21 protein-coding genes are annotated in these 25791 nt (G+C 38.6%); 11 read left to right on the top strand and 10 right to left on the bottom strand.

Features of this window, described 5'->3' with window-relative positions; genetic code table 11:
• Positions 1-205: 205 nt before the first annotated feature.
• The 10 genes from AAC026_RS06015 to rocD all read right to left on the bottom strand — a co-directional run bounded on the left by AAC026_RS06015 (position 206) and on the right by rocD (position 16705).
• On the bottom strand, positions 206-1141 hold the full coding sequence (locus AAC026_RS06015; RefSeq protein ID WP_339608646.1) for a hypothetical protein: 936 nt from the start codon (positions 1139-1141) through the stop codon (positions 206-208).
• Between the two features lie 59 nt (positions 1142-1200).
• Entirely contained in the window at positions 1201-2067 is an 867-nt protein-coding gene (locus AAC026_RS06010) for a hypothetical protein (RefSeq protein WP_339695874.1), read from the bottom strand.
• A gap of 131 nt (positions 2068-2198) precedes the next feature.
• Positions 2199-2651 carry a hypothetical protein gene (locus AAC026_RS06005; protein WP_339695871.1) on the bottom strand — a complete coding sequence of 151 codons (453 nt, stop codon included), beginning with the start codon at positions 2649-2651 and terminating at the stop codon, positions 2199-2201.
• A 99-nt stretch (positions 2652-2750) separates the two neighbouring features.
• Positions 2751-5633 (bottom strand): CHAT domain-containing protein, encoded by a 2883-nt coding sequence (locus tag AAC026_RS06000; RefSeq protein WP_339695868.1) that lies wholly within the window; start codon positions 5631-5633, stop codon positions 2751-2753.
• A 23-nt stretch (positions 5634-5656) separates the two neighbouring features.
• Complete coding sequence (locus tag AAC026_RS05995) at positions 5657-7231, bottom strand: hypothetical protein (RefSeq protein ID WP_339695865.1); 1575 nt, start codon at positions 7229-7231, stop codon at positions 5657-5659.
• Between the two features lie 192 nt (positions 7232-7423).
• Positions 7424-10375 (bottom strand): hypothetical protein, encoded by a 2952-nt coding sequence (locus AAC026_RS05990; protein ID WP_339695862.1) that lies wholly within the window; start codon positions 10373-10375, stop codon positions 7424-7426.
• 168 nt (positions 10376-10543) lie between these two features.
• Positions 10544-11161: a response regulator transcription factor gene (locus AAC026_RS05985; RefSeq protein WP_339608652.1), complete on the bottom strand. Its 618-nt coding sequence runs from the start codon at positions 11159-11161 to the stop codon at positions 10544-10546.
• 88 nt (positions 11162-11249) lie between these two features.
• Positions 11250-13196 (bottom strand): sensor histidine kinase, encoded by a 1947-nt coding sequence (locus AAC026_RS05980; protein ID WP_339695859.1) that lies wholly within the window; start codon positions 13194-13196, stop codon positions 11250-11252.
• Between the two features lie 73 nt (positions 13197-13269).
• The gene (locus AAC026_RS05975) at positions 13270-15273 is read right to left on the bottom strand and encodes a sensor histidine kinase (protein WP_339695856.1); all 2004 of its coding nucleotides are present in this window, start codon (positions 15271-15273) and stop codon (positions 13270-13272) included.
• 196 nt (positions 15274-15469) lie between these two features.
• Positions 15470-16705: an ornithine--oxo-acid transaminase gene (gene rocD, locus AAC026_RS05970; protein WP_339610117.1), complete on the bottom strand. Its 1236-nt coding sequence runs from the start codon at positions 16703-16705 to the stop codon at positions 15470-15472.
• Positions 16706-16782: 77 nt separating this feature from the next.
• Between rocD and AAC026_RS05965 the strand changes: the two genes are divergently transcribed.
• The 11 genes from AAC026_RS05965 (at position 16783) to AAC026_RS05915 (ending at position 25742) form a co-directional block, all read left to right on the top strand.
• Positions 16783-16944: a DUF5522 domain-containing protein gene (locus AAC026_RS05965; protein WP_165899502.1), complete on the top strand. Its 162-nt coding sequence runs from the start codon at positions 16783-16785 to the stop codon at positions 16942-16944.
• On the top strand, positions 16941-17477 hold the full coding sequence (locus tag AAC026_RS05960) for a PH domain-containing protein (protein WP_339695853.1): 537 nt from the start codon (positions 16941-16943) through the stop codon (positions 17475-17477). The genes AAC026_RS05965 and AAC026_RS05960 overlap by 4 nt, the downstream gene beginning before the upstream one ends.
• Positions 17458-18966: a PH domain-containing protein gene (locus AAC026_RS05955; protein ID WP_339695850.1), complete on the top strand. Its 1509-nt coding sequence runs from the start codon at positions 17458-17460 to the stop codon at positions 18964-18966. The genes AAC026_RS05960 and AAC026_RS05955 overlap by 20 nt, the downstream gene beginning before the upstream one ends.
• 42 nt (positions 18967-19008) lie before the next feature.
• A complete protein-coding gene (rmuC, locus tag AAC026_RS05950; RefSeq protein ID WP_339695848.1) occupies positions 19009-20367 on the top strand; it encodes a DNA recombination protein RmuC in 1359 nt (452 codons plus the stop codon).
• Between the two features lie 221 nt (positions 20368-20588).
• A complete protein-coding gene (gene rpmB, locus AAC026_RS05945; protein WP_053224772.1) occupies positions 20589-20828 on the top strand; it encodes a 50S ribosomal protein L28 in 240 nt (79 codons plus the stop codon).
• A gap of 28 nt (positions 20829-20856) precedes the next feature.
• Positions 20857-22329, top strand: coding sequence for an aminopeptidase P N-terminal domain-containing protein (locus AAC026_RS05940; RefSeq protein ID WP_339695846.1), 1473 nt, complete (start codon positions 20857-20859; stop codon positions 22327-22329).
• Positions 22330-22426: 97 nt separating this feature from the next.
• Positions 22427-23572: a sialidase family protein gene (locus AAC026_RS05935; protein ID WP_339695843.1), complete on the top strand. Its 1146-nt coding sequence runs from the start codon at positions 22427-22429 to the stop codon at positions 23570-23572.
• Positions 23573-23725: 153 nt separating this feature from the next.
• Positions 23726-23908, top strand: a complete 183-nt coding sequence (gene rpmG / locus AAC026_RS05930; protein WP_053224769.1) for a 50S ribosomal protein L33 — start codon at positions 23726-23728, stop codon at positions 23906-23908.
• A gap of 2 nt (positions 23909-23910) precedes the next feature.
• Positions 23911-24066 (top strand): DUF4295 domain-containing protein, encoded by a 156-nt coding sequence (locus AAC026_RS05925; protein WP_082338205.1) that lies wholly within the window; start codon positions 23911-23913, stop codon positions 24064-24066.
• Positions 24067-24139: 73 nt separating this feature from the next.
• The gene (ftsY, locus tag AAC026_RS05920) at positions 24140-25093 is read left to right on the top strand and encodes a signal recognition particle-docking protein FtsY (RefSeq protein ID WP_339608911.1); all 954 of its coding nucleotides are present in this window, start codon (positions 24140-24142) and stop codon (positions 25091-25093) included.
• Positions 25094-25214: 121 nt separating this feature from the next.
• Positions 25215-25742, top strand: coding sequence for a hypothetical protein (locus AAC026_RS05915; protein ID WP_339695840.1), 528 nt, complete (start codon positions 25215-25217; stop codon positions 25740-25742).
• The last annotated feature ends 49 nt before the right edge of the window (positions 25743-25791 follow it).

Here is a 25791-nt window from a genome sequence, read left to right as displayed (position 1 = left end):
GCACGGATAAAAAAAGAAGCCCCGCTCCCGAGGCTTCCAAATCGACCACTATTTAAGGCACCCAACTCGAGCCAAAAATATTTTCTTTTTTTTTAAGAACCCTAGCAAGCCAACACTAAAAACCTCACTCAGTGCGGCTTTGCCAGGATCTCAATCAATAATCAACTACTACTTGGCCCCCATCTGGAACCTCAATCAATATATTTTACATATTAGCCTTAATCTGGGCTGCTATGGCTTTTTGCGCATTCAGAACTATTTGCCTTAACTCTTCAATATACTTGGCTTCATCTGCATGAATTGAGTACTCGCCTTTTGATGACAATCCCCAAAAAGAACCATCTCTTGAATCAGTTTCTACTAATCCTTTGCTCCAATCGTTATTGCCTTCAATTGACTTTTCGAAAGTAATTGAACCCCATTGACCCTTTGGATTGGTTATTAAAACATTTGGTAGAATTGACAGGCCTGCTGTAGTGGTTAGGCTATTTTTATTCACATTTTTCTTACTATCAAAAGATGCGAATCGAATCATATAACTGACACTTATAAGGTTTACATTGGTTTTTTTCGCAGCGTTAAAGTAAAAATTACCCCCTACAATAGATGTTGTCATATAGATTGGCATATCATTAGGCCTAAAGATGTTCTGCTCTTTAATGTCTGGTGCGTTATCCAAAACACTCGTCTTATCAAAAATAACTTTACCGTCAGTTCTGCCTACCCAAGTATTCTTTCTATCAGCTTTTCCGCTTTCATTCCCATAATCAAGTACAGATTGTCCATCGCTTATTGTTAAACCAATACCTTTTAGCTCTTGTATAAACTGGGCATGGAGTTCTTCAATCAATTTCTGAAGTGCCTCGGCACTTACGCCAGCAAGCGCAGCTTCGGCAAAAACAGAACCTACTCCTTGTTTTTGCATCATGCCTGCTTGTGATTTCCCTTTCATCAATGAGGCCTGGCTTATGTAATAATCATTAATAAAAGTCGGCTCAGAGAGTAAAGTTTTTGCGGTACCTCCAGAAATTTTCGTCTTCATTTTATACTGCTTGGCAAAATCTACTTTCGACCAGTCGGTTTGTGCATTTAAGCCAATGGTGGCCAATGCAAGCATTAATAATAGGGTTAACTTTTTCATGGTGATGAATTTAAATTGTGTTTACTTCTTATGATTTTTTCATGTGATGTGATTTTCTTCTAGAACTTCATAATGACATAGCCCACTGATAATGTAATTACCGCACCTTCATAAGGCCGTGTACCCATTTCTCCGATGGCGAACATATTGCCAAAAAAGCCCTTCTTTCTCCCAAAATTATTCTCGGCTGTATAAGGGCTATTGTACCATTTCACGCCCACTCTCCAGCCAATTGCATCTGAATCATCATATGCTGGATCTTCTATTTCAGTAGGCAACAGCAGCACATCTGCATAAAATTTGAATATGTTTCCGAGTGCAAAACTTTCATTTGTTGCCTCGCTTTTAAACTGAAAGAATGTGCCTTTTGAAAGGCCAATTCCTACATAGCCTCCAGTATGTGTAATTGAGGTTATGGAAGAGAAAACTCCAGCGTCATCGGGTTCATAGCTGCTATTTCGGTAATAGCCTCCTCCCCTTACAAAGACCTCTGTTCTTACATTTCCAGGCATCGTCAGTGTACTTGATCTGGTGGTTACCGTACCTCCACCTAAGGAGCGTGACTGACTAAAACTCATCAATACTTTGAGCTCATCTTTTAATTTGGTTTTGGAAAAGAGTGTCTTACTTGCGCCAGCTTCTGCTGAAATGGCTAATCCTCCTGATGATTCTAATTTTAGTAGCGGAGTTCTTAAACTTCCTTCTAAGCCAAGAGAAGGCAATAATGGATAGTAGGTATTTGCTCCAATGGCCCAAGCATAAGCGCCACTTACATTAGACAAGCCAGCATCAACCGTTAGATATTCCAAGGCAAGATGTCCTTTGATAAGTTTAGAAGGATCATCGTCCAAGACTTGATACCCTTGACCAAAAACCGATTGGCTGAAGAGACAGGTTAGAATACTGATAGCAAATACCTTTGTCATAATCTTGTAGTTTTACTTCTCAAAATTGCTTGAATTGAAAGCCTAAGAACATACAGTTCAAGTGGTGTTTTTCACTCCGTACCAACACGGAGTTTTCGTGAAACCATATCAATTGTTCACCTCAAAAGGCCTTACTGCACTCTAAACTGACCGTAGTAACCAGGCCCGCTCGCCAAAATCAAATTGATTTCTTCAAGACCTCCACTCTGATTGGCTGCTACCTGAAATGCAATATCCCCTATGCAGTCCGCCTTGAATGTCGGAGCTGTAAATGGAGACCTGTTTACAGGATTAATTATTGAAAAACAGTCTTCTCCGTCTATGGATACTGTTAGCTTCTCGGCTGCAATGATGAAGGTTGCCGTAGTACCTTCTGGATAGGGTGAATTACTTTCGGCATAAGTGATTACCATATTGTAAGTGCCATGTAAGGAATTTGGTACTGTAGTGGCTGTTTCATCGGTACCTGGTGTTGCTTCACAGGCTTGACCTCCACAATCATCTTTGGTTGGAGGGTCCTCATTTCCACATGAAGTAATGATTAGGAAAGCAAATACGAGTAATGCGAATTGTTTTTTCATCATCTTAAGCTTTTAAGTACTTATCAAAGTTGGCTTAATTGCAACCTTGAGAACATACAGCCCAAGTGGTGTTTTTAAGTAAGTGCTAGCACGTACAAATCATCAATTACCGTAATGGATAAAAGGCGACCAGAAACCAGTGCCCTTAAAAGTTTCACCAAATTCGCCTTTAATAAACCTACGCTTCATATCATCAATGGCATCTGCATAAGTCATATTGGTTTTTCCTACGAGCTCATACATACCCGCCATAAAATACATGGTTGAAGCATCATTTACTGCCCAAAGAGAAACCGCTGCACCATTGGCTCCTGCCAAAATCAAAGATTGCGTTAAGCCCATTACTCCTTCTCCTCCGTAAATTTTACCCAAGCCAGTTTCGCAGGCCGAAAGCACTACTAAATCAGCATTTAGTTTAAGTGAAGAAATCTCTGGGGCAGTGAGGTACCCGTCTTCACCGTCCTTTTCATCTTTTAAAATACTCATGGCCACTCCTGAAAGTTGAGGAATATCAGGAAGTGCAAAGCCATGAGTTGCTAAATGAACTACCTTATAATTTGCTAATTTTCCTTCTGCGGAAAGTTGCTTTAAAAAAGCTTCATCCATCTGCAAGCCTGTGTACACATCGGTGCCCGGCACGGTGGCTGCCATCGTTTCTACTTCACGGAGCGTTCCTGGGAGGTAGTTCATTTTACCAAAACCCAAAGCGGCATACACTTCACGCTGCGACAAACCTTGCATTGCATTTTCTTCTGCTAGAAAATTCATTTTCTGCAGTCTTTCTGAACTTCTGATTGGATCTGCCTTGGTCGACATTTCATCGTAAAGCGCCCCTCCCATGGCAAGCATTGGTTTACGATCTGCTGAATATTTTCGTGAATTGATTACTCCTCCAACACTGGCCGATTGCATATAGCGAACCCCTACATCTTCAATAAGGTATCTGCCTTGATTCGTGATCAAGGCTTCGAAAGGAATGAAATTGAGCAAGCCATCTGGCGATATAATCAACTTCTTTTTTCCTGCAATAAGATTGGCCACAGGCTCGATCAGAAACTTATAATAGGTATTCAAGAATTTGGTTTTGATTTCGGCATACTCAGGCTTGTCATCTTGGAGAAGTTCGCGAGTAAGTTCGCCCAGTGTTTCAAAATCTTCTTGATTGAACATATTGGCTATGTCATTTTCCATCAAAATACGATCGCCTACTACCCTTGCATTTAGAGGTAATTTAAAGCCAATGCGCTGCATATCTTCGTTGCGGGCCTTATCAAAATAACGCTGCTTCAGTTCTGTAAACTCTTTGAAGAATTCTTTAAGAATTGCATACGTTTTATCTTTTGTCACCACATTGATGGCCACAGCGCCTGGTTCCGTCAAGCTATAAAACAAGGCTACCTCGTCAGACTTTAAACTGGCTTGAAATTTCTCTAATGTAGTTTTAGTTGCTTTCTTATTTAAGGTCATTCGCTCAGTTAAAACTCTTGCTCTTTGTTGATCTATCGAATTAAAAAGCCCCGTTCCGTTTCCTGTTCGGGCATAGCAATAGGTAAGAAATTGATAGGCACTCAACTGAGATTGCAGATAGGTAATTCGGTTTTGCCCATCTAACTGAGCTCTAAACTCTTCTGAAATACTAATGGCTTTCTCAAAATAAGGAATGGCCCTCGCATATTCTTCAGTAAAGAAAAACATAGTGCCCACGTTGTTGAGGTTGACAATAGCATCTTGTTCTCTGTTCTGACTTAGAAGGCTGTTGATTAAAGTTTGATAGGTTTGAACAGCTTTATCTCTTTGGCCTGACTGCCAGTAGGTAATGGCCAGATTTCCCTGAATGGTTTCCGCCAAGTATCCAAAATTGTTGTTTATGGCAACGGTATTGGCTTGTTCTAAATATTGTTTAGCCTTAGTTCTATCTGCGGGATCGGTAGACACTAAATACGAGGACCCCAATGTATTATAGCCTTGCGCTTGAAAGTAAGGGTTCTTCATATTATTACCCAACTGTAAAAGTTGATTGCCCACGGCTATGTTTTCTTGATTTAAGCCTTGACCACTCAGCATTGATGATTTTTTCAAAAGCAATTGTCCGGTTAAATCAAGGCTCAGCAGCCTTTTAGAGTAGGGTAACGCTTGGTCGACCACTTGTTGTCCTAATTGAAAATTACCTATGTAATTCAAGTAATCTGAATAGTAATAAGCGGAAATGGCTTTCACATAATCACCAATTTCGTTATTAGAAATGGTGTTTTTATAGGCATTTCCAATGAGTTGTGCTCCTGCTTCAATGGCTCCATTATAAAACAAAGAGGCTCCCACTTCGGCCTGCCATTTATAAGCGGTGTTTGTGCCCTTTGGGGTCAGTTTGTTCAGCGCATCTAGTACTCCATTGAATACATTCAAAGCCTCTGGACCTTTGGCCTCTAAGGCCAAGTTTTGTGCCTTAGTGTTTGCCTCAAGCGCGTCCATAAATACCTTGTTGCTTACCTTAACTGTTGGTAACCAAGCCTTCAGGCTTTGAAAATCACTAGCCTTTTTATCAAATTGAATAAAAGTATCCCAAGCATCATTAAAGTCTTCAATGTCTGAATCCAGTTGTTTGTATTGAAGGGCAAGTTTTATTAAAGCTTTGGCTTCATCTACTTTGCCTTCAAACACCTTGAGATTGGCCCTCATAAACACTGGGTAAATGGATGTTTCTCCTAAATCTTCGGTAGCTTTTAGGTAGGTGCCCGCTTGAATCAAATCGCCTTTAAGCATATAGTTAAAGGCAAACATGGCATACACGTTTTCAAAATAACCGTTGATGTTCATCACCTCTTGGAGCAACTTCAGTGATTCTTGTGTTTGATTTTTCTTTACAAGATCATAAGCCTTTAGGTAAATTTCGTTCAGGTCTTCTTGTGCTCTTACAGTATGTGGTAAAGAGAGAAGACTGGTAGTCAACAGTATTGATATTAGAAGTGTGAAAACCCTGTTTTTCATAGTTTCTGTTTTAGAGTGTTTCACTAATTACTTGTGCGAGTTATATTCCCTGAAGCGTTAACTATCAGCTTATATGAGTCAAGTGAACTCCCGTTGGTCTGATAGGCCCTGATTACAGTGGTGTTCCCTTCTGTTCTTATGTTGAATTCAATTTGGGCAGTTATGGCCCCTCTACTTTTCTGTGTAACTCCAATATTCTCTGTCCGCTTATGCGTTCCGTCTGTTCCAAAAACCGAAACTTTAAACCAAGAAACATCAGACCCACTTACTATTCCTCTCCACATAGAAAGCAAGATTAAATCGCCTTCTTGTGTTTGCCCTATTTCGCCAATGGCACTCAAGTTTCCATTCAAAATTCCACCAATATCTGATGCTCCGTCCAAGCCGTTTACAGACCTACCTTGCAGTGTATTGTAATCAAGCGCCCAAGGCAACCTAAGCAGGTTGTAACTATTTAATAAATTGCTATTGTATAGTGGGCGTTGAGGAACTGTAGGTTTTGGAGTTGAGGTTACGGTACTCACTTTTGACGGATATAAGTTAAGGTCATCTGTAATTTCGTTACTTCTTAGGTCTACCAAGAGCATGTTGGCATCCGTTTGCTTTTTGGAAGGAATTGCCGCCAAGTTTATTTCAGAGATCAATTCAAACTGATATTGCTCTCCTTTCATTCTGTTATTCACGGAAGAGAAAGACCATGAGGCGTCTTCTACAAACTTATCGCTCTCTTTTTTCAACCTAGACACTACTCTGTTCTCAACATCAATGGAGTAAAGGTTACCCCCAAAGAACTTATACCCCATTTTAGGTTTATTTTGATCTCCGAGTAGAATGAGTTCATTATTCTCGGCATCAAAATAATAATCGTCCCACTCTGGGTCGAGTGGTTTTAATCTGCTGATCACTGCTTTCGACCCATCTATTGTGGAAAGTCTGGCTCTACTAAACCCAATATTTGGTAATTGGGGCTCTATACCGATCTTTTTTGCATTCAGTAAATCATACACCTCGAAGCCACCTTCATACTTCCATAAAAAATGGTAATCGGGGCTGAACTTATGAGCGCTTGCTAAATACTTTTCCAAGTCAACTTTCTCACTCATAATTTGCATGGTTTCCCTAGAGCTCGGGTCATAGATATAGAGGCCAGATTGAGACTTTGTTGCAGGATACTTTTTTTCGATTTTCGCCTTGGTAGCCAACACCCTACCATCGTCATAAACACCAATGATAAAATGCTCATTGCTTAAACTATTTACCTTACCTGACTCAATATTTACTAAGCTACTTTTAGAGATAATATCAATACCACTCCGACCAATGCTACTGAATGCCATGTACGACATGGCTCCTGAAAAGCCTCCATAAGTACTATTTTCAGCCAAAAAGTTTGACGTTCGGTTATGAGCATCATACAACAGAATGTTTTGGTACTGACCGTTATGTGCACTTACTGGGCCATCGGCTAAAATTAAGTACCGTCCATCTGTACTTGTCTTAATGGAGCTTATACCGCCATAAAATGAAATACTTTGCGCTTTTGTTTGTGAAACAGCAAGGGCAATAAATAGAAAGAAGATGATGTATCGATTTTTCATAAGTAGTAATCTTATGAAGTAAAGCTAAGGCAGATGAGAGCGTTAGAACATGACTTAGAACCCTTGTTTTGACATCCGTACTGGTACGTAGTCCCAGACGCTGTTCAAGTAAAATGAATAGGAGGCTTAGCTTAAGAGGCTTAGAAAGTATTCTGTAAGAAGAATTTCAAACACTTTAAAACTGCCTAATTGTTAATCCCCTCCATTATTTTTTTCACTATTGATCTTCTTCAAAAGCTCATTTAATTCTGACGGAGGAATGGTTTCTGGGAGTAAAAGATCTAGCACTTGGGCCTTTTCAAATCCTTTGAATCTATAGGCTTTCTGTGTACTACCATTATTTACATAGATGAGATCTCCTTGATAGACGTTTGACGTAACCGTAGTGCTCTTGTCAATTATACCTTCTATAATTAGAGAGAACTTGCCGTCTTTCAACTTGATTAATACAGCCTTTTCACTGTCTACTGGAAGTTTGTTAAGAGCACCAAAGTAGAAGCCTTCTTTTTGAGGGTATTCGCCAAAGAAGGTAGAACCACTAAATTGATCATAGACCAATTCACTCCACATTTCTGATTCTGCTCGGTTGTTAACATACACGCGTTTCACATCTACTTGAGACTTCCCATTGATGAAAAAGGCTACGCTCTTCTCTCCCCACTTTAGTATTTTGTTGTCGGCAGGTCCCATTACAATTCTGCTAGTACCTTCAATGTTATCTTGTGTAAAGTAGTTTTTAAGTTCGTAGGTTATTCTTCTTGTGGTATCACGCGCGTAAGCATCGGGAGAGCCCAAATTGCCAAAGAACTGCAAGTAACTAAGAATGGGCATTCCATTTTCATCCCATAAACTATAAGAAGTTCCTGTTCTCTTAAAGGTATTTGGCATGGCTTTTACTGCCTCCTTCTTTTCTTTAGGTTTTGAAGGGTCTACTTTCAATTTGGTAGCTAGGCTGGTAATTTCATTATCAGGAACAAATTCAGCGGGAAGAAATTCGCCAAGCTTTATGCCTTTAAAGCCCTTGAAACGATAAGCCTTCACTACATTCAGCGCATTGGTGTAGAAATGAATAACATCATCTCCATCCATTAGACTGTAATCATAATTACTCATTCCCTCACCCTTTTCAAAAATGACCCATTGCCCTTTTTCAAGCTTCATAATAAAGGTTTGAGCAGGGTTCCAAGGTAAAGCCTTCATTGGACCAACCGTGGATGTCCCTTTTAAATCGTAATTCATACCATAGCTGGCGCTAGAAATTGAGTCGTAAACTACAGCACCGTATTTCACCTGATCTGCATATAGTTTACGAGAACCTAGATTACTTTTAGTTAATCGCGTGCCTCTTACAAAGTAGGTGATGTTCTTATTCTCATTATATAAATAGTAGATTGACTCTTCTCCCTTAGACAAAGCCGTTACTGGTTGATTCAAAAACTCTTGATCGTCTGGTTTATCGTAAAAACCATCCATTCTTAAATACTCACCTGTTAACGAAAAGTAGGTTACGAGTTGACTATCTGGCGTTCGAGTAGTGGGCTCTGCAATCGCGGTAACTATGGTGCCATCAGAGGTTTTTAATCTATATTGGTTATTTACAAGGTTATCGTGAGTAAAACTATTAAAGTTAATAGAAGGGTAGCGCTCCTTCAATTGCTTTATTGGCTCGGTTAAGTGTTCGGCAACATGTATATCTCCAGGTTTGCCTTCATCATATTTAGACCTAAAATCGGGTAATATATACCATCCATCTTTCTGTGTACTGGTGCTCATTAACCTACTCCCGTCAGGGGCCTCAAGCTGCTTTCTCACTCCTATACCGTTTCCTTTTGAAATAAAAGCATAAGTGTTATCGGTTGATTTGCTCCAAAAATCATTATTGTCCAATAGTTCAACCTTTTGAAGCCCAAATTTTTCTTCGGGCGCTTTAATGGCCAAGAATGATTTACCTAGGCTACTTAAATAGTTGACACTATTGCTACCTACATTGTATTTGCTTTTGCCCGAGGTTACAATGAGTCCTTTCTGAAAAATAGTTAGATAAGTAGGCCCTCCAGCCCAAAATATGTCATCAGGGTTATGAGATACAATTACTCCTTCATGCCAAGTAGTTTGGTTTGAAGTTTTGTTATAGCCTTTTAGAACAACAGTAGCATTGATAGAGGCCACATAGGTAATATGATCATCTGTTCCGGATATCAGATTGGGGTTAGTGGATGGCACTATTTTACCATTAACTGCCACACTAACTTTGGCATATTGTCTAAAATACTGAACTCTATCATCTTCAGGTGCCATTTCTGTTCTGCCAGTGGCTTGCCCATCTACATAACTGATTTTTCTCAAAACTAAGCTCGACCTACCAAATTGCTCATCTAGCACTTCGCTCTTCACCCAACTTCCTTTTGCATCGTTTTCAAAATAATGCTTGACAATAGATTGCTGATTGTTGCCTAAGTTCTTTGTAGTTTCTTGAACTTTCAGTTTTGTTGTTCTGCTGGTTAAAGTGGTAATGGAAAATGTTCCATTTGTAGTTGCTCTGGTTTCGGCAGTTATGTCATTTGCTCCGCCATCCTTATACTCAAATGTGGAAATAACTTTGACTACTTCTTCTCCTTGAAGTTTTTGGGAAGTTTTAGTAATTCTATTTTGAGCATCTCTTTCATTGTATACTATTCCTTTAACCTCACCATTCTCCAGTACCTCAGTCTCTATAAGTTGATCTTTATCGTTATAACTGTAGTTTTTAACGGTAGTAATTAGGCCTTGTACTTGTGTAGTAGCTGTCAGCAGGCCTTTTTTATAGTCGTACTTGGTGGTTCGTAAGGTTAACCCAGTAGCAGCATTTGCAATTTTTTCTACTTCTAAAATTCCTTTCTTATCCAATTCATATGTGTATTCATACTTGTTACCTGTTAAGAGCTCATTTCGACTAATGCTTATCAAATTGCCTTTGTCGTCATATTTCTCAACTTCAATTATAGATTTCTGAAGCCCCTTTTCCGCCACAAATTCATAGTATGTATTTTCAATACTGGTGGCCTTATCTTTCACCCCTTTAGATTCTAGAGTGACGGTTTCTAAGATTTGAGCTTTTGCGGAAAAGACAAAAACCATTAATAAGAGATAGATGATGTTTTTCATGAGTACAGCATTTAGTGGTCTATCAAGGTTACTGAAATCAAACCTTTGGATTAATGTAAAATTAGAGCCACAATACGCTGAAGGGAATACGCCAGTCATGGTGTATTGCAATCCGTGCTAGCACGGATGAAATTCGTAAAGCGAATTAAAAAGTAAAAAGAAGAGGCTTTAAATCAAGTTATTCGCGTAAGCAAACTTGATAAGTCCTACTAGGGAGTTGGTTTTTGTTTTGCGGAAAATGTTCTTTCTGTGGGTTTCAACGGTTCGTTCACTGATAAAAAGTTCTTCGGCAATTTGCTTGTTGGAGTATTCTTGAGAAATCAGTTTTAGAATTTCGCGTTCGCGAGAAGTCAAAAGTTTACCTTCATCGGGTTCGTAAAGGCTTTTCACCAACATGGCATTAATGTCGGTAGACATGTACATCTTCCCTCCTCTTACCGCATAAATGGCCTCAATCAATTCTTCTTTGGTATCCTTTTTAAGCACATAGCCATTCACTCCCTCTTTGAGAATTTCTTTTACCAAATGTGCTTCATCGTGCATGCTCAAAATGATGAATTTCATATCAGGAAAAAGACGCTTTGATTTCTGTACTAGACTTAAGCCATCGTCATCACCAAGGTTATAATCGGTAATTACTAGATCAGGTTTATGTTTGTCGATAGAGCGAATTGCTTCTGGAACAGAGCCCACGGCATCTACTACCGATAACATTTCATCTTCTTCAATGAGCTTTTTTAAACCATCCAATAATATGGAGTGATCATCAACAAGGAGGATTTTCATTGTGTCTAACATTTGTTCCTTGCCTACAAAATTGAACAACCATTTCATCAGGGCAAGGTATTCTTACTAATCTATTAAAAATATCCGATTAAGCCGTGATTTCACTTTCAGTACTGGTGGGTATCTGCTTAATTGAAGCGTCAGGTAAATTCACAGTCATCATGGTGCCTCGTCTGCCTTGGGTGGTATCTAAATCAAACTCTCCTTTGATCAAATTCAAACGGGTTTGAATGTTTTTCCAACCATTGCCTTTGCCACTGTAAAACAGTTCGGCATCAAACCCTTTTCCATCATCTTCTACCGTTAAGGTCAGTTCTGCCTCATCTCTGGTAAGTTGGATGGTGATGTGAGATGCCTCTGCATACTTCATTACATTGTTTACCCACTCTTGGCAAATTCTGAAAAGCGAAATCTCAACGATTTCGGGAAGACGTTCTTTATTGCTGAAAACTATCACTTCGCAAACCACCTTTTTACTTTGAGTAATGCGATCTCCAAATTCTTTTAAGGCAGTAGTTATCCCCTTTTTCACCAAGGTTTGGGGCATTAAATCGAAACAAATAGACCGAAGTTCGGCATACATATCGTTGATTACTGATTCTCCGTTTTTGAAAACTTCTAGTCTCTTTTCTGGGTGCTGAGCATCCTTGTCTGTTAACCCTGAAAGGTTAAGTTTTAGTACTGAAATCAGTTGACCAAAACCATCGTGTAAGTCTCTAGCAAAACGGTTTCGCTCCTTTTCTTGTGAATTGATTACAGCATTTAATTCAGCTTCGCGAAGCTTGAGCTGGGCTTCTTGTTTTATTAATTGTTCTTTTTTCTTTGACCGATTCTTAACTAAAACAACTAGGGCAATTAATAATAAAGCAATTAAAGCTAGCCCAATAATCAAGGCTTGATTTCGTTCTAAACGAGCTTCTTGAGCACTTAAAGCCGACTGTTGCAGTGCAATTTGTTGCTCTTTTTCTTTGGTCCTGAATTCAGTTTCCAAGCTTGCAATAAGCTGTTGTTTTTCAAGACTCATGAAGTTGGATTCAAGAGTGTCGTTCAGCAACGACATTTCAAAAGCCAGTTTATAGTTTCCCAGCTTAGCATATAAAAGTTTTAATTTTTGTGAAGCTAGGTTGGGTATTTCTGTTCCTCCTTCCTTTTTGGAAATCATCAAGGCCTTTTCATAAAATTCAATAGCCTCTTGAGTGATTCCCAGGGTATCCTTTAAAGTTCCATAATTGAAATAGGTATCCCCTACCCTCATCGCTATCCCTGCCTTTTGATAATTAGCAAGTGCTCTTTTATAGTATGCTTCAGATTCAGCAAAATGCCCCTGCGCTTGTTGGGAATTGGCCATAATTAGATTTGCATTTCCAAGCACACCAACATTGTTTTTTAAGGTAAGGAAGTAGACAGCTTTCTCATAATAATAAGCCACGCTGTCGTAATTTTTCAAATACTGGTGGACAGCCGCTAAATTGGAAAGCTCAAGGCCAAGATTAATCGTATCCTTCTTAAGTGCATAAATTTTATATGACTTAAGGAAATATTTAGCAGTACTCTCATAATCTCCTGTGGAAGAATATATCTGTGCCATTGTATTATAAACCCTATTAAGGAACTTCTCATTAGATATGGACTCAAATATTTCCATGGCCAATACATTATTAACCATAGCCTGGTCATAAAGCCCCTTTTCAAGATTCACCTGTGCTAATGATATGTAGGTTGCTCCTATTTTTAAGCTATCGCCCAATTCCTGAAAGGCGGCCAAAGCCTTCAAAAAATACTCCATGGACAAATCACTTTTCAGTTTTATTTGATAGTAATTTCCAATCATTACCAATCCTTGTGCCTTTTGCCATTTACTGTCTATTTCCTGAGACCATCTAACAGCATTCTCCGCATATATCAAACTACTGTCAGGTTTGGAGTATCGGATTACTTCAGACCTAAGTAATTCCCTCGCTATTCGTAATGAGTCTTGTGCTACCAAATGGTTGGCAGAAATAATAATCAGTAAAACACACAATAGCTTCTTCATCAAAAAGAGATTATTGACAGAAAAAGTGATCTGACCAACCACACACGATAATAAAACTATTGAAAAAAAATGACTAAACGACTATGCTTCTTTCTGCTCTGACCGAAACTTCTTTCATATCTGTTTCTAGCAAGTTAACTGTCATCATAGTGCCTCGTCTGCCTTGGGTGGTATCTAAATCAAACTCTCCTTTGATCAAATTCAAACGGGTTTGAATGTTTTTCCAACCATTGCCTTTGCCACTGTAAAACAGTTCGGCATCAAACCCTTTTCCATCATCTTCTACCGTTAAGGTCAGTTCTGCCTCATCTCTGGTAAGTTGGATGGTGATGTGAGATGCCTCTGCATACTTCATTACATTGTTTACCCACTCTTGGCAAATTCTGAAAAGCGAAATCTCAACGATTTCGGGAAGACGTTCTTTATTGCTGAAAACTATCACTTCGCAAACCACCTTTTTACTTTGAGTAATGCGATCTCCAAATTCTTTTAAGGCAGTAGTTATCCCCTTTTTCACCAAGGTTTGGGGCATTAAATCGAAACAAATAGACCGAAGTTCGGCATACATATCGTTGATTACTGATTCTCCGTTTTTGAAAACTTCTAGTCTCTTTTCTGGGTGCTGAGCGTCCTTATCTGTTAATCCTGAAAGGTTAAGTTTTAGTACTGAAATCAGTTGACCAAAACCATCGTGCAAGTCTCTAGCAAAACGGTTTCGCTCTTTTTCTTGTGAATTGATTACAGCATTTAACTCAGCTTCGCGAAGCTTGAGCTGGGCTTCTTGTTTGATTAATTGTTCTTTTTTCTTAGCCCTATTTCTATTCAAAATTATTACGGCCAAAAATAGAATGGCAATCAAAACTAGACCAACCATTAGTAAGCGATTTCTCTCAAGTTTTAATTCTTGCTCACCCAACTGAGCTTCTTGTAAAGCAATTTGCTGCTCTTTCTTTTCGGTTTCGTATTGGGTTTGAAGTTCACTCAACTGCTTAGATTTTTCAGCGTTCAACAGACTATCACTGATCTCAATTGAATTAAATAAATTACTATAAGCTTCTTTGTACTTACCACGTTTGTTTTCAACATCTCCTAAATTTCTCAAGGCATCCTTTTTCAAAGCTTGATTATCTATTTCGTTTGCAATTGACATACTCTTTTGAGCATAAAAATATGCCGAATCATAATTCACCATCTGATTAAACAATACGCTTAAATCTAAATAAAGCCCTGCTTCATCATAAGGGTTATTTATTAGTCCTTCTCTATAAATGCTTGTCGATTTCCGTAGATAGCTCAAAGCCATTCCATACTCCTTTTGTTCACTATACACTTTGGCTAAATCCATATTTGACAGCGCCAAATTCTTATAGTCAGGAATCTCCTTTGCAAAACTTTGGCTTTTGTTCAGGTAGTAAATAGCAGAATCTAGCTGTTCGAGCTTAATAAAAACATTCCCAATATTCAATAAAACTCGATGCCTCGTTTCTCCAAAAGATTTCCCTGAGAACATCTGTCTCAGGTTCCATGATTTTTTATAGTATTCGAGAGCACTTGAATACTCTTCTGTGAGATAATATACATTGCCAATATTGGTGTAGGTTGAACTTATACCAATGGTATCTTTTGCTACTTCAAAAATTCGCAGGGCCTGAAAAGCCATATCCAAAGACTTTGTATAGTCTGGAATATTCTGATTAATGAGAGCTAGATTAATCAGTATCACTGCTCTATTTCGTTCATTACCTATTTCAGCATAGTACTTTTCAGAAATATCAAGATAATGAATAGCAGAATCGTATTTACTAAGTCCCCAAAAAACTATACCTAAATTACTTGCAGCATATGCTTCTACCCTTCTGTTGTTTATACTTCTAGATATTTCAACAGCATTTCTGGCTAATTCGACTGCTTCGTTAGAGTCTGTAAACTTAATTAGCCAAGCAACATCTGCCATAGCCTCGGCTCGAATCGAATCGTGCGCTGTACTTTTGATAATCGAACGCAGACTATCTACTTCTTGGGCGTTCAATGATGCCACTGTTAGGAGAGTAATACAAGCTACAGCAAAGAATCTCATTCAGGTTAAATTACAGGTGTGAGCGACTTTTTAGCATCAATTAATAATACACAAGCTAATGATTCTAAAATAACTTTTTATGTTAATCTGGTTTTAGACTTTGCGATACCATCTATATAGAGCATAAAAAAACCGACTTAAGATACTCCAATTAAATAGAGTTCAAAAGTCGGTTTCAAAATGATTCTAGGAGTGCCTAAGCAGCAAATTCCTTAACTGTCTTTTCAATTATATCACAGCATTCATGCAGTTGCTCTTCCGTCATTACCAAAGGAGGTGCAAAGCGAATGATATTACCATGAGTTGGCTTGGCCAGTAATCCATTTTCTTTTAAGGCCATGCAAATATCCCAAGCGGTAGAACTGTCTTCGGTATCGTTAATCACAATCGCATTTAAAAGTCCTTTGCCTCTTACTAAAGTAATCAGGTCGGAGGTTTTGATAAACGCACTCATTCTTTCTCTGAAGATATCCCCCAAACGCTGGGCATTTTCAGCAAGTTTTTCATCTTTAATTACCTCTAAAGCGGCTATAGCTACTTTGGCTGCCAATGGGTTTCCTCCAAAAGTACTACCATGCTGTCCTGGCTGAATTACTTCCATAATAGGATCGTTGGCCAATACGGCCGACACAGGATACACACCACCAGAAACGGCTTTGCCTAAAATCAATACATCTGGTTTAACATTTTCATGATCACAAGCTAAAAGCTTACCTGTTCTGGCGATACCTGTTTGCACTTCATCGGCAATAAAGAGCACGTTATTTTCTTTACACAAACGATTGGCTTCAGTTAAGTAACCGCTATCTGGAACATATACGCCTGCTTCGCCTTGAATAGGCTCCACTAAAAATCCAGCCACATGCTCTTCTGCCAAGGCCGCTTTCAAAGCATCAATGTCGTTATATGGTATTTTAATAAAACCTTTAGTGTATGGACCAAAGTTCTTCTTTGCTACAGGGTCATTAGAAAATGAAATAATCGTAGTGGTTCTCCCATGAAAATTATCTTCACAAACAATAATTTTCGCTTCGTTTTCAGGAATGCCCTTTCGCTCATAAGCCCATTTTCTACAAAGCTTTATGGCAGTTTCAACCGCCTCAGCTCCTGTATTCATTGGTAAGATTTTATCGAATCCGAAATACTCGGTCATATATTTTTCATACATCCCTAATACATCGTTGTAGAACGCCCTTGAAGTCAAGGTCAACGTTTCGGCTTGATCTTTTAAGGCTTGAACAATTCGCGGATGACAATGCCCTTGATTTACAGCACTATAGGCCGAAAGAAAATCGAAATACTTTTTTCCTTCTACATCCCAAACATAAACGCCTTCGCCTTTGGCCAGAACTACCGGTAGCGGATGATAGTTATGAGCACCGTATTTGTTTTCAAGATTAATTGCTTGTTTGCTATTTTGAACTGTTTCCATCTCTTTTAAATTTTATCTTTGCTACCCAAAATCAGGGGGTACGCCAAAGGTAAACAAACTAATTTAGCCCAAAAAAGATGTCGAAAGATTCTAAATCAAAACCAACATTTGTCACAGAAAAAGAAGATTATTACCTTGACGAACTGGGCAGAATGGTTTTTACTGCAAAATACCATCTTAAAAGAGGCTATTGTTGTAAAAACGGTTGTAGACACTGCCCATACGGCTATAAAAAATGACAAACCACTTCGAGAATCTCTCTGTTAATCCTAATGAACTTCCTGGTTTAGAGGAAATAGACTTCAAGCCCATTGACCCTAATTACCTTAAAGTAAGCCTTATTTCATCAACACTATTTTTCATTTTACTTATTGGGGGGGCTATTGCTGTTCTTGAGCTTGGAGATATTGAAGAAAAATTGAACGGCTACATCATATCGATGAGTTCTATTGTCGTTTTGGCGGCCATAAATATTACAATTACCATTCTTGGTTTTAAAAAGAAGCAATACGCTCTTCGCCAGCGCGATATTATTTATACAAAAGGCTTAATATGGTCTATGCGCACCACAGTGCCATTTAATAGAATACAACATGCAGAATTGAAGCAAGGCCCTATTGAACGTATATACAAAATCAATAGCCTAAAGCTGTTTACAGCAGGCGGCCAAAGTAGCGACTTGGTTATTCCAGGTTTACCAGATAAAGAAGCATTGTCCATGAAAGATTTTGTACTCAAGAAAACCGAAGAGGATGGTACAGAACGATCATGATTTTTCCATTCCAACCCGTCAACCTTCGGTAGCCATTGGTATCATTCTTATCAAGTTTGTAAGAATGACGGTAAGGGCTATTTGGCCACTTTTATTAAGTTTTTTTATAGGCAGAAGGGCCGGATCTACTTTTGAAGACGTAGTTGGTTATCTAGTATTAGGCTTTGCAGCCTTTAACCTTATCGGTTCTATCCTTACTTATTTTCGATTTTATTATTACATAAAAGACAATGCCATTGTTTTGGATAAAGGGGTTTTGAAAAAGACTAGAACGAACATTCCTTTTGAGCGGATTCAAACCATCAACTTTAGCCAAAATTTACTCCACCGTTTATTCAATGTGGTAAGTGTAGAAATTGATTCTGCAGGTGCCAACAAGTCGGAAATCAGTATTGATGCCCTGAGCAAGGAAGAAGCAATTGCTTTGAGGGAATACATCATGGCTGAAAAGGAGCAGATAATTAATGAAATAGGTACGGAAGAAGAAAAAGAGATAAGCGCAGACAAAAGTCCTTCGGAGTTGCTGCTTCACTTAACCCCTTTTGATCTTCTTAAGGTAGGCGTAAGCCAAAACCACCTGCGCTCAATGGGAATTATCTTTGCCTTCGTATTTACCACTATTAATGAGCTCACTAACGACATTGGTGATTTTTTATCAGATCAGTTTACGCAATTCGAAAGTTATGCGGTACACAACACGTTATTTGCCTTTCTATTTTCCGCTGTTCTGGTAATCATTATTTCTTTCCTTTTCTCCTTAGGAAATTCTGTTTTGAAATACTACGACTTAAAACTTTGGATGGGCAAGAACGGATTAAAGTTGGTAAGGGGGTTATTAAATAGAGAAGAGGTAACCATTAACAAAAACAAAGTACAGATGGTATCTTGGTCTACCAATCCAATCCGTAAGTTCTTCAAAATGTACACTTTGCAAATTGCTCAGGCATCCAGTACAGAAGTGAATGCTCAAAAATCTAAAATCAACGTTCCTGGGAGCTATAAGAAACAAATATCAAGAGTTATCAATATGGTATTTCCTTCAGAGTATTTAGGAACCGAAGTCAAGCATTCAATTAGCTCAGCTGTAAAACAGAGGATTGTTTTATTTTATGGAATCCTCCCTTCTTTAGTGAGCTTAAGTTTATGGTTTTTAATAGAAGAGGCTGCTTTCTATTTCTTGCTTATCCTTCCCCTTTCTGTCTTTCTGGGACGAGCCTACTACAAAAAACGTAGCTATGAAATCAACGAAGAACTGATAAGAAGCAACAGTGGAATTGTAGGTACAGAAAACGTACTGACTCAAATTCATAAAATTCAGGCGGTGAAAGTAAAACAAAGCTGGTATCAGCGAAGAAAGCAATTAGCTACCATAGAACTTTACACTGCGGCTGGCGAAATGAGTATTCCTTTCATTACGCTTAATGAAGCGTTACAATTAGAGAATTTCATCCTCTATCGTATTGAAACTGATAAAAGAGAGTGGATGTAAGCCACGGCTTTTCCCTCCTCATTTCCAAGAACGAAAAACACCATGATCGAAATCCTATTAATAATTCTAGTCGCACTGTCAATGGTGAATATTGTGATAACCCTCACAAAAAAGCCTAAACTAGATATTAAGCCTCAGTTAAAACAGATTGAAGATTTAATGATAAAATTCGATTCAACGCTTGACAGAACCGAGAAGTCACTCAAAGATGAGTTTCATAGAAACAGAACCGAAACCAACGAACTTTCAAAAAGCAACAGAGAAGAGTTAACCAACAGCCTCAAATCTTTCGAAGGAAAATTCACAGAAAACATCAGAGCATTGAATGAATTACTTCGTCAAAAATTTAGTGACTTCTCTGTTCAACAAAACGAGATCAACAAACAAACCACTGAAAATGTAAAAGAAGTAAAGCAATCTGTAGAAGGACAATTAAAATCAATCCGTGAAGACAATACCAAACAGCTTGATGAAATACGAAAGACAGTAGATGAAAAACTTCAAAAAACCCTAAATGAGCGATTAAGCCAATCTTTTGAAACCGTTGGCAAGCAATTGCAGGCTGTTCAGGAAGGTTTAGGTGAAATGAGAACTTTGGCTACCGATGTGGGCGGGTTGAAAAAAGTATTAAGCAATGTAAAAATGCGGGGTGGAATTGGTGAAATACAGCTATCTCTCCTATTGGAACAAATTCTAGCCCCAGATCAATACGAAGCAAATGTAAAAACAAAAGCCAGCAGTGCTGATTTGGTTGAGTTTGCTATTAAACTGCCCGGTAAAGACGATTCGGGTAAGAATGTTTGGCTTCCTATTGATGCCAAATTCCCAAAAGACACCTATGAGCAATTACAAGAAGCCTATGATGAAGGCGACCAAAATAAGATTTTAATTGCCCAAAAGAACCTTGATAACACCATTAAGAAAATGGCCAAGGACATTAGTGAAAAATACATTGACCCTCCAAATACTACCGATTTTGGAATTATGTTTCTTCCATTTGAAGGAATCTACGCTGAAGTAGTTCGCAAAGCCGCTTTGCTTGAAGACTTACAAAGGAACTACAAAATCATAGTTACAGGCCCTACTACTCTAGCGGCCATTCTCAACAGTTTACAAATGGGCTTTAAAACCCTAGCAATTCAAAAACGCAGCAGTGAGGTTTGGCAGGTTTTAGGTGCTGTGAAAAAAGAGTTTGAAAACTTTAGCGGAATAATGGAGAAAGCCCAGAAAAACATTCAAACAGGCCTAAACCAACTTGACGATGTAATGGGTAAAAGAACACGTGCCATTCAAAGAAAACTAAAAGGAGTAGAAGCCCTGAGCGAGGCCGAAACAAAAAGTATTTTGCCTGAATTGGCCGATAACTCCCTCATTATAGATGATGAGGATAATGATGAATAAAGAAATTGATGTTCAGAATAAACGATTAAGCAATTGATCACTTTACTGCCATAAACAATAACATTTCTGAAAAATAGCTCATTAAGGCTCTTTTAAGGGTTTGTACTGGCCATAGCCGCTTCCGAATTTCATATGAATATTTTTCACCTCAGGTTGGTGTCTTTACAAAAAATTACGATATTTGCATTCCGTTTTCAAAAGCGACTAAATTATATTTACCCATGGCAAGAGTTTGTGACATCACCGGAAAGAGAGCACGTACAGGAAACAACGTTTCTCACGCTAATAATAAAACAAAGAGAAAATTCTACCCGAATCTTCAGAAAAAGAGATTCTATCTTCCTGAAGAAGACAAATGGGTTACTTTAAAAGTATCTACATCAGCTTTAAGAACCATTAATAAAAATGGCATTACCGCTGTACTAAAAAAAGCAAGAGAAAACGGTAACGTTTTAGTATAATAGCGTTCTAAAACGTTATTATACTACTATGAAGTTTTCAATTAAGACTTTAGCAATCCTGATGACGTTTATGTTCTCAGGATTTTTCTTTTTACAGGCTCAAGAGAATGTAAGAAAAGACTACTTAAGTGCTGATTTCCACAAAGGAAGAAGAGATGCATTGCGAGCAAAACTACCCGACAACTCTGTAGCGGTCTTCTTTGCCAGCCCCATACGCAATCGTTCAAATGATGTAGACTTCATCTATCATCAAGACCCTGACTTATACTACCTCACAGGTTACAATGAGCCTCATGCTGTTTTATTGGTTTTCAAAAACATGCAAACCGACAAAACTGGTAATGAGTACAATGAAATCTTTTTTGTACAAACTAGAAACGCTCAAGCTGAACAATGGACAGGCCGCAGACTAGGTTCTGCTGGAGCACAAGAAAAACTGGGAATTCTCAACTCTTTTAATAACACAGATTTCAAAGCCTACGATGTAGATTTTGAGAAATTTGATAAAATACTTTTTTACGAGTTTAAGAACGATGTAAGAGACAATGCCCGTGATGAGAGTGATCTCTATAGCCTTATTCAGCAGTTTAAAAGCAAAGTAGGTTATGGCATAGAAGCCAATAGCCTTGGGGCTGAACCTAAAAAAAACAACTTAGACCTGCGAGGACTCAACACCATTATGGGTGAGTTACGCGGTATTAAAACCAAAGATGAGTTAGACCTTTTGCGCAAGGCCGTATTTATTTCGGCAGTAGGCCAAGCGGAGGTAATGAAAGCTATGCATCCTGGTATGACGGAAGCCGAAGTACAAGGCATTCATGAGTTTGTATTCAAGAAATATGGGTCAGAATATGAAGGCTATCCTTCAATTGTTGGTGCTGGAAATAACGGTTGTATTCTTCACTACATAGAAAACACCGAAATAGATATTCAAAGTGACCAAATGATTTTAATGGATTTGGGAGCTGAATATCATGGCTATACTGCTGACGTTACCCGAACCATTCCAATTGACGGTAAGTTCTCGAAAGAAGAAAAAGCCATTTATGATTTGGTGTACGAAGCACAAGAGCAAGCCATTCAAATGGCCAAACCTGGCGTTTCAATGGCTGAGATGGGAGATTTGGCAAAGGATATTATTAATAAAGGGCTAGCAAAGCTAGGCATCATCGAAAACGAAACTACCCGACACCCTTATTATCCACATGGACTTTCTCACCATATTGGTCTGGATGTTCACGACAAAGGCCCAAGAGGCCCACTACAAGAAAACATGGTGATTACGGTAGAGCCAGGCATCTATATTCCTAAAGGCAGTAAATGCGACCCAAAATGGTGGGGTATTGCGGTTAGAATTGAAGACGACATTCTTATTACCAAAGATGGCTCAGAATTACTTTCTGGCTATGCACCAAGAAAATCAGAAGACATTGAAGCTTTAATGAAACAAAGCAGCCCATTGGCGCAATTCACCTTACCAGCCCTCAAAGGAAACAAGTAAAAGCACTTTTTTTAGTAATAAAGGCCGGCTTTGCTGGCCTTTATTGTTTATATTATTGTCTCGTCCTGAAATAAGTTGACATAAACTCGACTTATTTATGAAAGGATTAAAATCAAGTAGCCCAGTAAAGAAAAAGCGCACTCAGCGTGATTACAATATGAAGTTTAAACTCCTTGCTTTCCTATTTTTAGTTCCTCTCTCTATGCAGGCACAAAATAATGGACTCGAATTCATTAATATTTTCAGTTCTGATATGAATGAAGCTGTGTCATGTTATAGAATCCCTGCTCTGATCACTGCAAAAAACGGAGACCTCATTGCGGCCATTGATGAACGTATCCCCTCTTGTGGCGATCTGAAATGGAGTAATGACATCAACATTGTGATAAGAAGAAGTAAGGACAATGGAAAAACTTGGTCTAAAATAGAATCTATTGTCGATTACCCTTTGGGAAAATCAGCCTCTGATCCTTCCTTTATTTTAGACCAGATTACCGGAGATATAATCATGTTTTTCAATTATATGGACCTCAATTCAGAAAAGGATGTGTACTATCTGAAAATGACAAAAAGCAGCGATAATGGAGCGTCATGGTCCTCACCTGTCGACATTACCTCACAAATAACAAAATCAGAATGGAAGAATGATTTTAAGTTTATTACCTCAGGAAGGGGAATTCAAACCCGTAACGGAACATTGCTTCACACACTTGTCAACCTAGCCAATGGCCTTCATGTATTCGGAAGTGATGACCATGGTGAGAACTGGTATTTAATTGACAGCCCAATTCATCCCGCAGATGAATCTAAAATTGTGGAACTCAATGATGGTTCATGGATGATCAATAGTCGAGTCAATAACCTTGGCACTAGATTCGTTCATATTTCCAATGACAAAGGCAAAACATGGGCATCCAAAGCAGAAGCAGAATTGATAGACCCATCATGCAATGCCAGCATCATTCAATACCCTGTTGCAAGCAATGGAATCGACAGAAATATATTGCTGTTTGCGAACCTCAATAATTCGAGCTCCAGAGAAAACCTTTCGATACGCGCCAGCTATGATGATGGGAAAACTTGGACAGCACCAAAAACAGTTTATGCTGGAAAATCAGCTTATTCTTCGCTTTCAATATTAAAGGACGGAAGTGTTGGCTTGTTCTTTGAAAAAGATAACTATAAAGAAAATGTTTTCGTTCGAATTAGCCTAGACTGGATCACCGATGGGAGATATAAGTAAAGGAAATCCGTTTTATTAAATCCCGCACTGTAGAAGGTGTTAAATTCACAAACCAAATTAGTAACCATTAGCTTAAAATATTTCGGCACCTTGGGTTTTATTATAAAAAACAGTTAGCTATATTTGCAGTCCGAATTTTAGAAGCATAAAGAAATGGCTAAGAAAGGCAATAGAGTTCAAGTGATTATGGAATGCACTGAGCATAAGACGAGTGGCATGCACGGTACGTCTAGATACATCACTACTAAGAACAGAAAGAACACAACTGAGAGATTGGAGTTGAAGAAATACAACCCAATTTTGAAGAAATACACTATTCACAAAGAAATTAAGTAATAATGGCTAAGAAAGTAGTTGCAACCCTGAAAGTCCAAGGTGGTGTAAAATACGCCAAGGTAATTAAAGCGGTAAAATCTCCAAAGACAGGTGCATATACCTTCAAAGAAGAGATTGTTACTGAAGATATGGTAAAAACGGTGCTTGCTGACAAGTAAGAAATTGCACTTTTAATAAATATACGAAAGTCCCTCCTGAGGGACTTTTTTATTGCTAATTTAACGTACGATTATGGGCTTGTTTGGAATCTTCTCTAAAGAAAAAAAAGAATCGCTCGACAAAGGGCTTGAAAAGACCAAAGATGGTTTCTTTTCCAAGCTAGGTCGTGTCGTAGCCGGTAAATCAAAAGTTGATGACGAAATACTCGATGAGTTAGAAGAAATTCTAATTACATCTGATGTTGGTGTTGAAACCACCATCAAAATTATTCAACGCATTGAGGAGCGTGTTGCTAAAGACAAATACCTCAACACTACTGAGCTCGACAGAATACTTCGAGAAGAGATTGCAGAGCTCCTTTCTGAAAACAACTCTGAAGACCTTACAGATTTCACTATCCCCGCAGGCCATAAACCACACGTTATTCTTGTTGTAGGGGTAAATGGAGTAGGAAAAACTACCACCATTGGTAAACTAGCCGCACAATTTAAAAGCAAAGGTAAATCAGTAGTTTTAGGAGCTGCCGATACGTTTAGGGCTGCTGCTGTAGATCAGCTCAAGCTTTGGGGGCAACGCATTGATGTACCTGTAATTGCTCATGGCATGAACACCGATCCCTCTGCTGTAGCTTTTGATGCAGTAAAAAAAGGGGTTGAAATGGGTGCCGATTTGATCATTGTTGACACAGCTGGTAGACTACACACCAAAGTGAATTTAATGAATGAGCTTACCAAGATCAAACGGGTAATGCAAAAATTCATTCCAGAAGCGCCACATGAAATCCTATTGGTACTAGATGGCTCTACTGGTCAAAATGCTTTTATTCAAGCCAAAGAGTTTACGAAAGCCACTGAAGTTTCAGCCTTAGCCATAACTAAACTTGATGGTACGGCAAAAGGTGGAGTAGTAATTGGAATCTCTGACCAATTCAAAATCCCTGTAAAATACATTGGTGTAGGTGAACAAGTAGGCGATCTTCAGGTATTTAACAAAGCTGAGTTCGTAGATTCGCTTTTCAAGAAGTAAGCTAGTTATTGTTTCTTAACACCTCAAAACACCGTCCTTCACTCTTTATTACTTAAAGTGTGTTTTTGTTTGACTGTTAACTGATTTAGGCTGATACTGCATAGTATTAAGCACCTATAATTTGTTAAAACGCCTTACCTTAGTATTTCTTTTACCCCTCTACGGACTTGCCACCTTAGGCAACCTTGCTCCCTACTATGCCCTCTTCCACCGTGCATCCTTTCAATTGAGGGTACGCCAAGGGAATTATCAGAACGGTACGACACTGAACCTAACAGAACAAGAGTATAATCTCTTGGATTGGACTGAAAAAGGGAGGGAATTTAAAATGGATGGAGAAATGTATGATGTTTCTTCTATCAAAAAAACCAACACTGGCTATACCATCATTTGCAAACACGATGAAGTCGACAGTTGGCTATCAAAGATAATTCCGTCTTCAAAACAAACCCAAAAACAAAAAGCACCGTCAAAAAAAAGGCGGATAGCTCGGTCAATAGATAAGTACTTCCCCGCGGAGTTTTCATTCACCAGAGCGGCACTTCAAGTAGCTTTGCCTATTAGTCCTTTCGAAAAAAACTTAAGTATTCCTCTGATCTATTCCGAGGTCGAATCTCCTCCTCCAGAGACACACCATTTCTTTATATAAGGTAAGATTCATTCTTATCCACTCTATTATAAATGCATGTAGAGTGATT

Source organism: uncultured Roseivirga sp. (assembly GCF_963973945.1).
Lineage (GTDB): Bacteria > Bacteroidota > Bacteroidia > Cytophagales > Cyclobacteriaceae > Roseivirga.
This window is presented reverse-complemented; position numbering and strand designations above follow the sequence as displayed.